Genomic DNA, 16,126 nt, shown 5'->3' with positions numbered 1-16,126 from the left:
TACTGACCAAAAGAATTTTGAAAGTAGCTAAAATAGCGTTATTTAATCAATAGACAGATTATTTTAGTTTTCACCTTGTCATGATAAGGTCATGATAGAAAATGAAAAGTCAGGGTTTGTAAGGGGTTAGCTTATCATGATATTATCCGAAAATGACATCATGATAAAGTCATGACGGTGTTTTAGCTATCATGATATTATCATGAAAAAGTAGAAATCCCAGTATTAGTGGGTTTTAAAATCATGATAAGGTCATGATAACATGGTTTTTATGACCCCACTCTGAAACAAGTCGCACTGCGACTTTACCACCATTGTGGTACCAGTTTCCCCTTATGCTCTTTCACAAAGTGAAAAATTTTATGAGAGTCGTGAACTAGTCTATTTTATGGAAAACGGAGGATTTAATCAAAATGAGGGTCGTCAATCTCAGGCGGATACCTGATCGTGAGCTTGTCATTATTGACCAACTTGCGAGTAAAGAAAGTCTTAGTCGTGAAGCTTATTTACGACAAATAATTTTAAAAGTGGCGCATGAAGAAATGAATTTTAGGGGCATGGATGCCTACAAAAAAATAATCGACGAGGCGTGTGAAGTGATACACGATAATCAAGCCGTTATCGAAAAAGTAGGGAGGATTTTTTTAGATGGATATTAAAATACGGAACTTAGATGATGACATTGTTCGTCATATTGATGAGGTCGCAAAGTCAAAAGGGCAGACACGTGAAAGTTACTTGCGGATGTTATTGCGCAGGCATACGGACACACCCTTTTTGATGGAGCGCTCTTACAATCTGGAAGAGGTTGGGCAACTTTTGAGCGTTGCGATTGATCGCAATAGAGAAGTGATGGTCGCCTTGATAAAAGAAATGGAGAAATTGGATGGCTGAAGATTTTGTGGATGCAAGAATTTATAAAAGTAAACAAGAAGACCTTTTTAAGTTGTTGGTAGCTGAAAAACACAAGCCGACAATCTTGGGAAAGATTTTATCTGAACGTAACTTTTATCAATCTGAAATGGAAAAGCTGCAGGCTGAAAATCAATCGCTCCGTGCGGATTTGGTGGGGATAAAATTATCGTCACGGCAAGCTCAAAAGAATACCGATGTCATTCTTGGCGTGCTGAATCATTGGTTGCATCAACAACCCACTTATCAAATCCCGATTGATAAGCAGACGAATCGTCATCCTTTTCTTGCTTTCTATGAAACGCAGCACAAGCAAATGATTGATGATGTGGTACAAAGAAAAGTTTATAGCGATAAAGCTAAAAAGGAAGTAGCCGAAACAGATGATACTTCTGATTACAATCCATTTGATTAAGAGGTAGCTTGATGGTTGGTATCGTCTATAAGATGAAGTTTAAAGAACCCTTCAATAAAAAATATCAGAACTATATCAAGTACATGGATCGTGACGAGGCAACTCGAACACAAATGTACGAGTCATCCAATTTTGCTTTTGAGGAAGCGGATGCCAAAGCCGATTTTGAAAATTATAATATGTATATGAACAGACCACGTGCCAATGCGAGTGGTCTTTTTACTTCTTTCAGTGATGAGTTATCCTCAGATGAGGTCAAGGAACTGAAAGGGAAATTTAAGCAGGCACAAAAGAATGGGTCGCTTATGTGGCAGGATGTCATTTCTTTTGATAATGATTTTCTTGAAAAATATGGTCTCTACAATAGCCAACTCGACCAATTAGACGAGAAGAAAATTAAACAAGCCGTCAGAATGGCTGTCTCAGATATGCTTGAACGTGAGGGCATGTCTAACTCAGCCATTTGGTCTGGCGCAATCCACTACAACACCGATAATTTTCATGTTCACGTGGCGATAGTTGAACCAGAACCGACACGTGAAAAAATCATACGGACATCTAAAAAGGGGTTTACTTATGAAACGTATCGAGGAACACGGACTAAAAAAGCAGGCACACAAAATTCCTATGCCAGATTTAAAAGTGTCCTGTTGTCAAACCTGATTGATAATTCAGAGACGACAAAAAGACTATCTGAACTCATGCGAGATGTCATGAGTAGGAAAAATATACCTTTTATCGATTCGCCTTATGATTATGAAACCATCGCCAACTTTGAAAAAATCTTTCAGTCCTTACCAGATGACAAACGGCTTTGGAAGTATGGCAACAATGCCATGGCTGGCTATCGAGATGTGATTGATTTTTTCGTTGTGGACTACATCACTCGGAATTTCCAAGAAGAGTATCGGGAATTTATTGACTTGCTTGATGAGCAGGTTGAATACTATGAGGATACTTACGGTAAAAGTCGAGCAGAAGATTATAAGCAAAATAAAATGGATGAACTCAAGCGCAAGCTAGGTAATGAATTTTTGAAAGAGTGCAATGGCTATGATAAAGCACTCAAGGATAAATTAGGTTTGAAAGGGTTTGGCAAAGTTGATTTAGAAAAGCTGCCTAAAAAACAAAGGTGGCGTAGAAATTTTGTGGATTATCGTTTTCAAAATGCTTTAAACAAAGCCTTTAAAAAAACGTGGGAAGAAAGTAAACGAGAATTTTCTGCGGAGCGCTTTAAGCGAGAGCTTGAGCAGGAAAAAGAAAATGAAAGATAGAGGAGACTACTATGTTAAATACAACTGCTTTGATTGGTCGCTTGACGGCAGACCCTAAACTGACTTACACACCGAATAATGTTGCGGTCGCAAAATTTACTTTGGCGGTACAAGAAAACTATGCGGGTGCAGACGGTAGGAAACGCACAGATTTCTTACAATGTACGGCTTATCGGAAAACAGCTGAGTTGATTTCTCAATATGGTCATAAAGGCACTTTGATGAATGTCCTGGGGCGTTTATCTGCACAAAAATATGCGGATAAAACAACTGGAGAAGTGAAATACTGGACAGGCGTTATTGTGAGTGAATTTCATGTCTTGGAAAAACGAGCTGCTCAAACGCCTGACGGCAAGATGCCTGATGAAGTCTATTATCCAGAGGCAGCAGATAGGGAAGTCGCTGATTATAGTGACCCGAGAGATGACTATGATCCATTTTCTTGATTGGAAAGGTAGCGCATGAAAACAAAATATACCAAAGCAGAAATTGCTTATTTGGACACTTCAAATATTGTATCAGTTGCGAGTAGCATGGGGATAGAGTTTTATGAAGGTGTCGACAGCAAGGGTTTTTGTCGAGTGAAAGGACACTCTAAATTAGCCATTAACCCTGAACAAAATATCTTCTATAACTTTGAAACTAGAAAAGTTGGCAAGCCTATCAATTTATTGATGGACTGGTCAGGCATGACATTCATTGAAGCTGTGACTTATCTGGACGAAAATGATTTCGGTAAAACAGACCACAAGCCAGTTGCCAATTTTAAGCCAAAGAAAAAAGAGCCGTTTTACTACTATTTCAAGTTGAACAAAGATACCACAGTCGCAAGGAATTACCTAGTCAATGAACGTAAACTCAATGCGAATTTAGTCGATGCCATGCTCAAAACGAGAATGATTACTCAGGATGTTCAAAATAATGTCTTGTTCAATTATAAGTGGGATAACCGTGCAACTGGTGCGGTTGTTCAAGGGACAACTTTCTTGCCCAGTCGATTCAATGGTCGGGATTATTTCAAAGGTATTGCGAGAAATAGTGAACCTAATTTTGGTTTTCATTTCTCTTTTGGCAATCCTCAGAAAATTTATATCTTTGAGGCACCAATTGATGCCTTATCTTACTATTCTTTCAATCCAGAAGCTAGACAAGATGTCATGTATGCGGCGATGGCAGGTGTGAAACCAGTGGCAGTCGGTAACTTTATAAAGTACGCCGCAGAACATGGCCAGAAAGACGTCACAAATGATGGCATCTATATTTCGACTGATAATGATAGCACTGGTGTGAAGTTTTGGTCACATTATGCCAAACTCAATGCTTGGTCGGAAGGTCCAGACATCTTTAAAAATAATATCCCTGACTTTTATAGTGTGCCACAGGACATATTGGATATGTATCAACGAGTGCTTGCGGAACATGATGAAACTTTTGATTTACGCCCTTTACTTGCGATTCACAAGTTCGAGACGAATTTTTCTCATGAACCTAGAATTTCAAATGATATGGGTTACTATCACTATTTTGCTTTGAAAAATCCGTACGATCCAACGACGAAAGAAAAAATCATCTTGTCTTCAGATGAGATTGAAAAGCAGGTTAGGTCATTAGTCATATCCTATTTAGATAATGACAAAGATTTGAGAAGGACAATCAGTCATCCAAAACTTAGTCGTGATATTAGCGACTATTTTTTTGATATTACAAGTGATTTGGTAGTTGATTATCAAACGAGAATTGTCGCTAAACCTAGAAAAGCTATCCAAAAAGATTGGAATGACGTTTTGAAAGCAGAAAGTCGTCAAATGCCAGTCTTTATCGATGTGACTAATGCACATGAATTTGAACAGGTCAGCCGTAACTTTGATGAAAATCAGATTTCAAAATCTGATACGAAGAAATTTAGTGTCGCTCATCCTGAAGGTGAGCTTGAAATTTAAGGGATGGAATATAAAAATGGCAGAAAAAAATAATGGTTTTTTGAACAGAATTATATCAAGATTTGCAAGGAATGTGAGTGAAACTGAATTAGCACTCAATGAGCAACTGACAAATTTTAGAGTAACTTTTGAGAGAGTGTTGGATGTAGAGGAATACCAGTATATTGAAAAAGAGCTAGAACCGATTAAGGAACGTCTTTTAAATTCACCTCATAGTCTTGATGCTAATATTTTAGAAGAATATTATTTAGGAACTTTTATTCATGATAGTCAATATCGTGATATGAATTTTGTCGAGTATTCGGATAATAGACCTCAAATTCTTGAGGAACACGCAGAATGGGTAGAGGCACGGGAACAGTTTGCGGAAGCTGAAGAAAAGGCATTGGCGGATTATGATGAGGAACAAGAAAGGGCATTAGAGCATCAGGAATATACTGAAATTGCTCAAATTGAGGCGGATATGGTCAGTCAAAAAAGAGCTGATAAGTTGTCTGAGAGACTGCCGACCGGTTGGAAAATGTTTATGTATGGTGATGGTAGTGGTCATTTCACTGCCCCTTCAGGTGCAGAATTTGCGAGATTTGATAACTATACAAAAGATTTTAAGCTACTAAATAGTCAAGAGAGATATGGATTTGATGAAAATCCAAGTGAATTTTTGGTAGATATGATAGTGGATCAGGAGCTTAAAAGAATATCACAGAAACATTTTGAATTTGGCGTGGTGCTAAATGATGACTTAAAAAATGATGACATGGCAGAATTTGTCAATAAACTTCTTACTAGTTCTGATTCAACTAAAAGTCAGGAATATTTAGAAGATAAAAATGAGTTAGTTCATCTATTGAAAAATAAGCTGCTAAAAAATGGCTATACGTATGAACAGAAAGAGGAAGAAATGGGAACGTCTCAAAATTACGCTCACATCAAAAATAGCGCAGAATGGCGTGCGCAAGAAATAAAAATTAAAGAGGGAAAAGATGCTTTTCAAGAGCAAAATATCAAAGATTTTGTGAATGAAATTTCTGAGATTTTAAACGGTGAAGGGCTTGATACTGATAAACTAGATTCACCTTTTTTGAAAAACAGCCTGGAAGAATTTCAAGATCTTGCACGTATGAGCTTAATTGAACAATTCAAGGATGCAGGGCATCTAAATATGGCGGGTAAAATTGAAAAAATGAATGACTCGTTTATCAACTATGGGTTTGATTTTCCTAAAGTTGCCTTTTCGGAATCAATAGCTGAGGATGCAGAAAATATTATCTATTTTTCAGATGAAGCTGGTGAGACAGTATTTGCTAAAGTTGAGAACGTTTCATTTAATCCAGATATGGCACGTGAAATAGGATTAGGGATGATTACTTGTCATTTGCCAAAATTGGATAAATCGGAACTTAAAAAGGAAGATGAAGAATTAGAAATGTGAGGAGACAATGGACAAACAAAATCAAATCATCAAAGAGATTTTCAATAACACCGCACGACAACTCATCAGTTCGCCTGCTGAATTGTATCAGTTTTTGATGCAAAATCGTTACTTGTATGAGTTACCTATCACAACAATCATTGAAATTTACGGTCAAAATCCCACTGCGACCAAAGTTAAGACTTTTGATGAGTGGTCTGAGCTTGGAGGAGCGGTTATTAGCGGTCAAAAAGGGATTCAAACGCTTATTGAGCCAAATAACCCCTATTCTAAACGCACGACTTATTTTGATATGACTCAGGTAGCACACAAGGAATTAAACGTTGAGAGCTTGATGTTGACGGAAAATCAAGTGTTTAAATTTTTAGAGCTTGAAAAGTTTGACATTTTGTTTCCAAACGATACCGCTGAACGTGATTTTTGGCGCTATATCAAAGATAAGGCTGAAACTGGACTTGCGAACTTTGCAGGTCTTAGTGAAGCTGAGAAAGCAGTTGTCCCGTTTATAGCTGAGTTTTCTTTGAATACTGAGTTGAATATCTCGACTGAAGCAGACGACTTGAGAAAGGCTGGAAACATTCAAGCCAAGTTTAAGGACAATCCTGAATTACGTCCGCTTGAAGTCATCAAAATTGCCAATAACCTCTCAAAAAGTATCCTGATAAGCATTCAAAAGAATCTGACAACGCTTGAAAAGGTTGCGGAACTGGAGAATGACAAACAGGCACAATTTCAAACAGAAAAAGCGCTTGTCTTAGAGTGGGTCACGCAATACAAAGGCTTTAAAAATGATGAGCAGCGTAAAGATATGCTTTATCGATTTGAACAATCGCATTTGGAAGTTAAGCATGATAGGCAAGATGGTGTCTTTTTGGACAGCGGTGGGACTGTTCTTTTTTCTGACGAGGGTTTAATTCCAAAAGTTTTGTCAGAACCTAGTCTTCTGCCAGACGGTTTTGAACCATCATTTGCGCCAGATAATTTGCGAGTATATGTTGACTTTGCTTTAAATGGCCCAGAATCAACGCTAGAAGAGCGACAAGCTAATAGCGATAAATTCCTCATCACTCAAGTCAAACAGCGACAGAACGCGAAATATGGCGAGGATACCCCTGTTGTCAATGACGTGCTTGAAAATCTGACATCGGTTGATGAGATTTGGACGATTCAAGACAAAATCGAAACCGCCATCGACGTCGCCAATCAAGTTTTTAATCAGGATATTCTAGCTACAGATGTACCAGAAGATATTTTTACATCGGCAGCTGTTGTTGAGGCTGAAACTACTCATGAAGTCATAGATGAGTACCAACTGCCAGAGAGTAGCACTCACGATATTTCAGATAACCTGACTGTTTTAATTCAGTATCAGGCAGCGCATCGATTCTTGAAAAATCAGATAGAACGTCGAGTTATTTTCATGGAAAATGGGGCGCTTGAAAGCGATACACCTATCGCAGAAATCATCTCTCTAATCGATAAGGATAATACAGCTGAAATGATCAGTAATCCTTTTGATATACATTTTTCAAAGAAATTTGACTTAAAATTTGGTTTTGGAATGGATGCGCTGATTGTTCATCCAGGTCATCTTGGTCTGCCAGATGATTTTGATTTGCATGAAATTGTGGCTACGATCAATCGTCAGAAGAACTTGGCACTCACGATTGATAAGACAAAGGATGAGCAGTTAGCTGCTATTGAAGTTGAAACAGTAGCACCCGACAGCAACCTTGGCGAAATTTCCTTGTTTGATGATATTGTTGAGTTGACTGCAGTAGAACCAGAAGAAAACCCACTTGCCTACAATCCGATTGATATCCAAGATATTCTCTCTCAAGAGGGCGATTTAATCTACACAAATGGTCAATTTCAAAATAGCATACAAGTTGAAGATAGTGTGTTAAAACTTCACATTTGGCGACTATCTCAAGTCGAGGACAGCTTTGAAAATGTGCCAGTAGCACCTTGGGCAGTTGAAGTCATCGAAGATAGTATCAGTCAAGGCTATTTAGCCTATGGCGAACATTGGGGAAAAGAATTTGATATTGAGGCTGAGCTTTTTGACCGACAAGACGGTTACACTTACACTTTTGATAATCTGTATACTTTGGAAGAAGTGCAACAATTTATCTCTGAAGTAGAAGAAAAAGACACTTCCGATTCAATCGAAGGTTTTTCTGTTTCCGATAATTTTGTCAAAGGCGAAGCATTCGTAGAAGCGTTGAAAAAAGAGTCACCAGGTCTAAGTTACTATGACGAGTATATATCTACTCCAGATTTTCCAAGTGTGTATCTGGACGATATGACCGCCCTTGATTTTGATAATGACTTTGACCAGAGAAAATCAGATGCAGTTAAGCTAACTTTTGAGGAATACCAAAAATTCTATGAACAAGGTTTACCATTAGCTGTTATAAATGGCGATGAGCCACTTAATTATCAAGGTTTTTCTGTGGGTTCAGGCGATACTTTCCCACAAACTTTTGGTGGTTTTTCGGAAACGTTTTACTTTGCCCTGGATGATTGGGAAGAACTTGAAACAGAAAAAAATCCTCAAATCTTACTTGATGAACAGGTCGTAAGTTCTGGTAAATTCTATATCCAACTTGATGGCGCTGATAATGGTAGTTACTACATGGATGAAATCCGAATGGGCGATGTGCTCATCTCTACAAGTAGCACTAACATCCTAACGAATGCCATGGCATTTGAGAGCTATGAAGCAGCGCTTGGTTATATTGACGTGAGAGATGACGATGCTCAGTTTAAAGCGGCAAACATAGTTGATGAAGCAGGCAACATAGTACAAGGCATAGAAAAAGAGATTTCTAGTCTTTCAACTGAAGCTGTTTCTGAAATTTCTGAGCCTTATAAGTCTTTGAATAATATGCTTGCAATTTCTGAATATCAAAAAGAAATGCTTGATTTAAACGAGAGTGAACAACTTTTCGTTAAAAATACAGTCAAAAACTATCTTGATGACGAGGCATACAATGCTTTTGGCAAAAATAGTTTTTCAGAGTTGGCTCATGATGAGCAAGGGGGTATCGTTAATGCCTATGCAGAACAAATTGATGAAATCGCAAAGGAAAAAAGCATAGTTCTTGATGAGCCAGTTGAACCGAAAATTCAGGAACAACCCAAGGAGATTAAAGCTACAACCCTAGCTGCCGCAAAGGGTATCAACGTGGTCAATATGGATAGTGACGGTCAAGAAATTAGCCATGACCCTACAAATGACGGGCATTTTCAGTCGGACCGACCAACAGAGCCTCCAAAGGCTTTTTCTTTTCCAGAAAATTTGGCTGATTTCTATCCCAAAACGCCAACTGAAAAAGTTACTGCCAATCTTGAAGCGATTCGACTTGTCAAAAGTCTTGAAAAAGAAAACCGACAAGCAACATCGCAAGAACAAGCTATACTTGCGCAATACGTCGGGTGGGGCGGTCTGGCTAATACTTTCTTTGATGATAACCTTAAACGCTATGAGGGACAACGTGAAGCTCTTAAAGCAATTGTCAGCTCAAAAGAATATGCGGCTATGCGCCGTTCAAGTTTGACAGCCTATTATACTGACCCTGCGATGGGAACAGGTAATTTCTTTAGTGCCATGCCTGAAAATTTGCTCTCAAATAGCGATCTTTACGGTGTTGAATTAGACGGCATCACAGGCGCTATCGCTAAACAACTCCATCCAGAAGCAGACATTAAAATCCAAGGTTTTGAAACAACTGAGTTTAATGATGATGCTTTTGATGTGGTTATCGGTAATGTCCCTTTTGCGGATTTCAGTATCACAGATGATAGATATGATAAGCCCTATGTCATTCATGATTATTTCTTCAAAAAATCGCTTGATTTAGTCCGTGATGGTGGTATTGTCGCCTTTATTACAAGTACAGGGACGATGGATAAGCGAAATTCGACTTTCCGTCAAGAAATAAGCACTGAAGCAGGGTTTATCAGTGGTGTCCGATTGCCAAATAATGCCTTTAAAGCCATCGCAGGCACGGATGTCTCGACAGATATTCTATTTTTCCAAAAAGGAAATCAAGGGTATTCAGAGTTGGTTGGTAATTGGCATGAAACGACTAGCGTGCCTGATGTCAATCATGACGGCGAGTACTTGGAGGGTGTTTCTGCCAATCGATATTTTACAGATATTGAACACGTCGCAGGTCACTATGATGTCAAAAATTTCCATGGTAAGACTTTAACAGTCAATCCCACACCTGCAGTTGAACTGCCACACCTGATTAACACGATTTTATCAGAACAAATTTCACCTTCGCCTACTTTTAATTCTGACGAAATCAAAATTAAAGATTTTTCTGAAACCTATAATCCGACCTATATGCACCGACAAGCAGTCAGAGAAAATGATGAAAAAAATCAAGCAATTGACAAGCTGAATGCTCACAAAGAAAATATCGTCTGGCTGTTTGAAGAAAGTGCCGTGGATTTAGCAGCGGTAGCTGAAACGCCTTCTGTTTCTAAACAGTCTTATTTAGATGTCTCAATCCCTGAAACGGTCAGAGATTTAGCCCCTCAAACGCATATGATCCATGATGGGAAAATTTACTTTAATGACAGTATCGATGGCATTGTCGAAAAAAACGAAGCATGGTTTAGGGCAGGTTATATCCAAAAAAGAAACAAAGACGATGAGCTTGTCTTTGAGAAAAATGGCAAACCTGCCATGTGGTGGTCACGTGGCAAATGGTCTCAAACAGTCCTACCACGCTTGACAGCTATGGTCGAGATTTCAAGTGTGGTACAGGAGATTATCCAATACCAACATGACAGTCCAGATAAAGGGCAAGATGACACAGCTTTTCAAGTGCTGCTTGATAAGCTCAATACAAGCTATGATGCTTTCACGACAAATAAAAAATTAAAAGGCAAGTACGGGAATTTCCTTAATCGCAAAGAGAATGCGCAGCTTTTCGAGGAAGATTTAAATTACTATTCAGTCCTTGCGATTGAAAGTGACTATCGTGATGATAAGGGAGACCTTACTTATCGAAAAAGTGATTTCTTCCATAAAAAGACGATTGCCTCAAGAAAAGAAATTGTCGTTAGCAATCCAGTTGATGCCTTAAATGCTTCTATCAATCGCTATGGGACGATCAATTTTGAGTATATGAGCGAACTCTTACCTTTGTCAAAAGAGGACTACATCGCAGAACTTGATAGTAGTATCTATTTGAATCCAGTGACGGAAAAGTACGAGCAGGCAGATGATTATTTGAGTGGTAATATCCATACCAAACTGATGGCGCTTGAAGAGTTAAAAGCAACTGACAAAATAGATGAAGCAGTTTACTTGAAAAACAAGACTGCGCTTGATAAAGTCATGCCTGAACCTTTGTCCATCACAGAAATTGATTTCAAAATCGGCAGCCGCTTTATCCCCACTGAAGTCTACCAACAGTTTCTAGCTGAAAAAATACTTGGCTTGAACTATACGCATCCTGACGGTGTAGGAAATGGTGGCAGTCGTCGGATGCAAGTCGCCTACAATCAAACCTTGTCAAAATATGTGATTTCCGAACCTAGCCTGTTTAATAAAGATTATGTTAGTCAAGGTCTATACAATGATTTGATCATCGAGGGCGAAACTCGCAGGCATAATCCTGTGCATCTTTTCAATGATATGCTTAATCTTCGGAAAACGACGGTCAATTATTATGACAGCAGCGGTAGAAAACAGACCAATGCAGCATTAACTGCCGTTGCCGAAAACAAGCAAAAATTGTTAGCATTGGAATTTAACGAGTTTGTCATGGATAATGAGGTTATCCGTCAGGAGATTACAGATATCTATAATCGGGACCACAACTCAACTGTTGTGCGTACTTACGATGGCAGTCACTTCACTTTTGATGGGCTAACCACAGATATTGAGTTACGCCCACATCAAAAAGATGCCGTTAGTCGAGTTGTTCAATCACAACGTGGCTTATTTGCGCACGTTGTAGGCTCAGGTAAGACCTTGTCAATGATTGCTAGTGGTATGAAGTTAAAAGAGCTAGGACTAGCTCATAAGCCGCTTTACGTTGTGCCTAAAAGCATACTCAAACAGTTTGGCAAGGATATGAAACAAGCCTATTCTGACCGCAATATTATCTCGCCAAGCCCTCGTGATTTCATCAAAGAGCGACGTCGCAAACTTATTGCTCGAATTGGCGCAGGAGATTACGATGCCGTGATACTCTCTCATGAACAGTTTGGTAAAATACCACTTGCCAAAGAAAGAGAAGACGACTATCTTAGTCAAGAACTGGACAGTATCAAAACGGCGATTTTCAAAGCAAAAGAGGAACAGGGTAAAAAAGTCCATCCGTTAAGCAAATGGAGGCACTTGAAAAACGACTTGAAAATAAACTGGAGAGTTTACAGACACGTAAAGACGACGGTATCCTTTTTGAAAATATGGGGGTTGATTTTCTCTTTGTCGATGAAGCACACAACTTTAAGAATTTGTCTTATCAGACTGAGTTGGCAGATGTTAAGGGTGTGAATATGACCGCTAGTCAAAAAGCTAGTGATATGCTTTTAAAGGCTAAGTATTTACAAGAGAATAACGAAAAAGGTGGCGGTGTTGTTTTTGCGACAGGCACACCAGTTTCAAACTCGATGGCTGAGATGTATACCATGATGCGGTATTTAGAGCCTGATGTCTTAGAAAGTAATCGTATCAGTAGTTTTGATGAATGGGCTGCTTTGTTTGCGCAGATTGAGAGCAACATGGAAGTTGATCAAACGGGTCAAAAATGGAAACAAGTCATACGCTTCAGCAAGTTCAATAATCTGCCTGAATTGATGAAACTTTATCAAACAGTCGCAGATATTCAGACAGCTGATATGCTTGATTTACCCACACCTGCAATCGCAAATGATGGTAAACCGTTTGTGATTGTCAGTGAGCCGTCAGAGCAACAAAAGCTCTATATGGATGAATTGATTGACCGAAGCGATGCCGTGTCGTCTGGGCAAGTTGACCCGAGAGAAGACAATATGCTTAGAATTATAACACACGCACGTCTGATGGCAACCGATATGCGCTTAATTGACCCTGCTTATGATGCGATAGACAGCGCTAAACCCCAACAAGTGGCTGAAAATGTTTTTAGAATTTGGGAGGAAAACATAGCCACGAAAGCGACACAAATGGTCTTTTCGGATATTGGGACACCTAAAACAAGTCGAAAAACGAAAGGCGATAGAATTGAATTTGCGGATGATATTGATTATAACTTCAATGTTTATCAAGAAATCAAGGATAATTTGATAGCTATGGGTATCCCTGCAAAAGAAATTGCCTTTATCCATGATGCCGAGAAAGATGAGCAAAAAGAGGCGCTTTTTGAAAAAGTCCGAACTGGAGAGGTCAGGGTTCTCTTTGCCAGTACGCAAAAAGGCGGGACTGGTGTCAACGTGCAAGATAAACTCTTAGCCGTCCATCATGTGGATGTCCCTTGGCGACCAAGTGACATCGAACAGCGCAATGGTAGAATTGTTCGTCAGGGCAATACCAATCCAGAAGTTCAAATCTATAACTATGTGACAAAAGGAACTTTTGACACCTTCATGTGGCAAATTCAGGAACAAAAACTCAAATATATCACTCAGGTCATGAGTGGTAAGTCCGCAAGTCGTTCCATGGACGAAATGGATGACCTCGTTTTGACGGCAAGTGAAATCAAGGCGGTTGCGACCAATAATCCCTATATCAAAGAAAAGATGGAACTTGAAAACAGCTTAGCTAATCTCACGATTGCCCGCAATTACTTTATCAAAGGTCAAGAAAAGAATACCAAAGAAATTCAGTATTTAGAAACTGAAATCCCCTTGAGCGAACGCCATTTAACCAAGATTACGGCAGATAAGGTCACAGCTGAGCAACATATGGCAAACGATGAAGCGGCTTATCGGCGCTATGAGTACCAAATGATTGCCTACAACAGTCAAAAGGAAAAGGGCGAAAAAGACCTCGTTAAACCGATTGAGCCACCTTTTGAATTATTGCTTGAAGGACAGGGTCTCATTACAAGCAAGCGAGAAGCAGGCGACAAGAACAACAACATCAACAACATCGTCCACAATGCTTTTACAACTGAAGTGCATGATTTTAAGATTGGCGAGTATAAAGGATTTGAGATCATGGGACGAACCAAGACTGAGCAGACCACGCTACACGCAGAAGATACGATTTTCGTCGTCGGTCAAGCCGTTCATCCACTCAGTATCAATGTGTCAAGCGGTATTGGCACAATGACACGCCTTAATAACCTTTTGACGGACAAAATTATTAAAGCACCTGACGTGGCTGAAAGTAGATTGAAGGATAATAAGGCGAAGCTAGCAGGCTTGAAAGCTAATCAAAACGTTAAATTTGATAAGGAGGACGAGTTTAAGCAAGTCAGCTTGCGCCTGAATGGAGTCAACCAACAAATTGAAGCAGGTGTGTCTAAACAGACACCAAGTCAAGCAAAATCATTTGAAGTTGACGATGATTTAGAAATGTGACGTATTTAAAATATCACTTAGCTATATGCGGGTATTTGCCATATATCAAAAAACTGATAGAATTTGGAGGAGTTAAGACTCTTAAATTCTGAGTAATGAATGGAGTTATCTTGAAAAAAATAAATTTATTGTTTCAAAGACAAAAAAATCGTTATTTGAACCCTCAAAGCTATAATAAACCTAAGAAACAGTCTGAATTATATTTCAAAATAAGAAAAAAGAGATTGGAAAAATATACAGCTCAGAAGGCACGTTTTAATAAACTAACTGATGATATGCTTATATCTGAACATGTCTATTTAAAGTCTTTTCTTGAATTTCAAAAATTAACTTTTTCTATTTTAGTAGTTGGTGTATTTCTATCTATCATATCAGGAATATGGGCTAATATTTATCGTCTTTTGACAGACTTGTTGACCTCAAGTATGCAGGATAGAGGAAGTGATACATTTGCTTATTTACCGATGGTCATCTTCTTATTTTTGGCTTTGCTTGCGTTTATAATTTTATGTATCCTCATGTTTGGGATTAATTCTATCAAATCAAATTATAGAGATATTCTAGTTATTGAGGAAATTAGGAAAAAGAGAAAGATTTAATGTTGTTCGATTGGATTGAAGATAATAAAGAGCATGTGATAATTGGAACGATGGTTATATTGTTTGTATTTTTTGCATTCCTTACAGGGACTACAGCATTTGGCTATCTGGCAACACAACGTTAGTATAAAATCATATGAGGATGATTTAGAATTTTAAGTCACAATAAAACGCTCTCTCAGACTGTCTGGTCTGGGGGGCGTTTTTTGTGTTTAGACAATTTTTTGTAAAAGTGCTTCAGTGAGTGTTTCAGAGAAATTGATATGTTCCTTTTGTGCTTTCTTTACCAACCATTCTGGCACGGTCACGTTTTTTCTAACGGTCTTATTGCCTCTAATGAAAGGTGTAGGGTCAACTTGAATAAGGCTTGTAAAACCATCAGTAGTTGCCAACTGCGTAATATCCGATGGCGTAGGTAAGTCTTTATTTTCATCAATATAATATGCCAGGATGCCAGCTAAAAACTCTTGAGCATTAGTAATGGCTGCATCTAGTGTATTCCCTTCCGTTGCACCGTTAAATTCAGGAAATTCAACCCAAAAGCCGTTATCTTCTTTATGAAAAATTGCAGGATATGTTTTTAACATGATAAGTTCCTCCTATGAAAAAACACTGAAAGCCGAACTATTTCAGCCCTAAATCTTTCAGTATTTTCTGCTCAGTGCCTTTCTTCAAGTCTTGATTAGCGTGAACTGGAATCGTAACAGGAAGAAAACCTTGCTTTTGCACAATGTGGTGGCTACCATTAATGCGGTGTTCTTTCCATCCATTTTTGACAGCAAGTTTCAGCAATTGTTTGCCTGTAAGTGGCATGCGCATTACCTCCTTACACTTTTAATTATACGCACTATGCGCATTGAAGTCAAGAAAAAACAATTATTTTGAAAAAAATTGCACTCGAAGCGATTTAATCGTTGACAACAGATAATAGTTATGTAAAAATAAATTCATAGAGATAGAAAAGCTATTTCAAAAAAGAAAGCAGGTACTAACATGGCATATGGAGACTATTGGAAAGT

Annotated in this window: 12 protein-coding genes; 10 read left to right on the top strand and 2 right to left on the bottom strand. The window is 38.6% G+C overall.

Translation table 11 applies throughout. The features are described from left to right. The first annotated feature begins 413 nt into the window (after nucleotides 1-413). The 10 genes from ACYQ21_RS07080 (at nucleotide 414) to ACYQ21_RS07035 (ending at nucleotide 15,107) form a co-directional block, all read left to right on the top strand. Nucleotides 414-659 carry a hypothetical protein gene (locus ACYQ21_RS07080; protein WP_460056908.1) on the top strand — a complete coding sequence of 82 codons (246 nt, stop codon included), beginning with the start codon at nucleotides 414-416 and terminating at the stop codon, nucleotides 657-659. After that, entirely contained in the window at nucleotides 649-894 is a 246-nt protein-coding gene (locus ACYQ21_RS07075) for a hypothetical protein (RefSeq protein ID WP_460056906.1), read from the top strand. Before ACYQ21_RS07080 ends, ACYQ21_RS07075 begins: the two co-directional genes overlap by 11 nt. Beyond that, the gene (locus ACYQ21_RS07070) at nucleotides 887-1,327 is read left to right on the top strand and encodes a hypothetical protein (RefSeq protein ID WP_460056904.1); all 441 of its coding nucleotides are present in this window, start codon (nucleotides 887-889) and stop codon (nucleotides 1,325-1,327) included. The genes ACYQ21_RS07075 and ACYQ21_RS07070 overlap by 8 nt, the downstream gene beginning before the upstream one ends. Nucleotides 1,328-1,338: 11 nt before the next feature. After that, nucleotides 1,339-2,601: a MobP2 family relaxase gene (gene mobP2, locus ACYQ21_RS07065; RefSeq protein WP_460056901.1), complete on the top strand. Its 1,263-nt coding sequence runs from the start codon at nucleotides 1,339-1,341 to the stop codon at nucleotides 2,599-2,601. 11 nt (nucleotides 2,602-2,612) lie between these two features. Further along, nucleotides 2,613-3,047, top strand: coding sequence for a single-stranded DNA-binding protein (locus tag ACYQ21_RS07060; protein ID WP_460056899.1), 435 nt, complete (start codon nucleotides 2,613-2,615; stop codon nucleotides 3,045-3,047). Nucleotides 3,048-3,062: 15 nt separating this feature from the next. After that, entirely contained in the window at nucleotides 3,063-4,541 is a 1,479-nt protein-coding gene (locus ACYQ21_RS07055) for a toprim domain-containing protein (RefSeq protein WP_460056897.1), read from the top strand. Nucleotides 4,542-4,557: 16 nt separating this feature from the next. After that, entirely contained in the window at nucleotides 4,558-5,973 is a 1,416-nt protein-coding gene (locus tag ACYQ21_RS07050) for a hypothetical protein (protein ID WP_460056894.1), read from the top strand. A 7-nt stretch (nucleotides 5,974-5,980) separates the two neighbouring features. Next, nucleotides 5,981-12,499, top strand: a complete 6,519-nt coding sequence (locus ACYQ21_RS07045) for a DEAD/DEAH box helicase family protein (protein ID WP_460056892.1) — start codon at nucleotides 5,981-5,983, stop codon at nucleotides 12,497-12,499. Then, complete coding sequence (locus ACYQ21_RS07040; protein WP_460056951.1) at nucleotides 12,412-14,508, top strand: helicase-related protein; 2,097 nt, start codon at nucleotides 12,412-12,414, stop codon at nucleotides 14,506-14,508. The genes ACYQ21_RS07045 and ACYQ21_RS07040 overlap by 88 nt, the downstream gene beginning before the upstream one ends. 110 nt (nucleotides 14,509-14,618) lie before the next feature. Next, a complete protein-coding gene (locus tag ACYQ21_RS07035) occupies nucleotides 14,619-15,107 on the top strand; it encodes a hypothetical protein (protein WP_460056890.1) in 489 nt (162 codons plus the stop codon). A 212-nt stretch (nucleotides 15,108-15,319) separates the two neighbouring features. On the opposite strand, the gene ACYQ21_RS07030 is transcribed toward ACYQ21_RS07035, so the two are convergent. Beyond that, complete coding sequence (locus ACYQ21_RS07030) at nucleotides 15,320-15,694, bottom strand: type II toxin-antitoxin system HicB family antitoxin (protein ID WP_460056888.1); 375 nt, start codon at nucleotides 15,692-15,694, stop codon at nucleotides 15,320-15,322. Between the two features lie 37 nt (nucleotides 15,695-15,731). After that, nucleotides 15,732-15,920, bottom strand: coding sequence for a type II toxin-antitoxin system HicA family toxin (locus tag ACYQ21_RS07025; RefSeq protein WP_460056885.1), 189 nt, complete (start codon nucleotides 15,918-15,920; stop codon nucleotides 15,732-15,734). Between the last annotated feature and the right edge of the window lie 206 nt (nucleotides 15,921-16,126).

The organism is Pseudolactococcus yaeyamensis (assembly GCF_054658615.1).
This window is presented reverse-complemented; position numbering and strand designations above follow the sequence as displayed.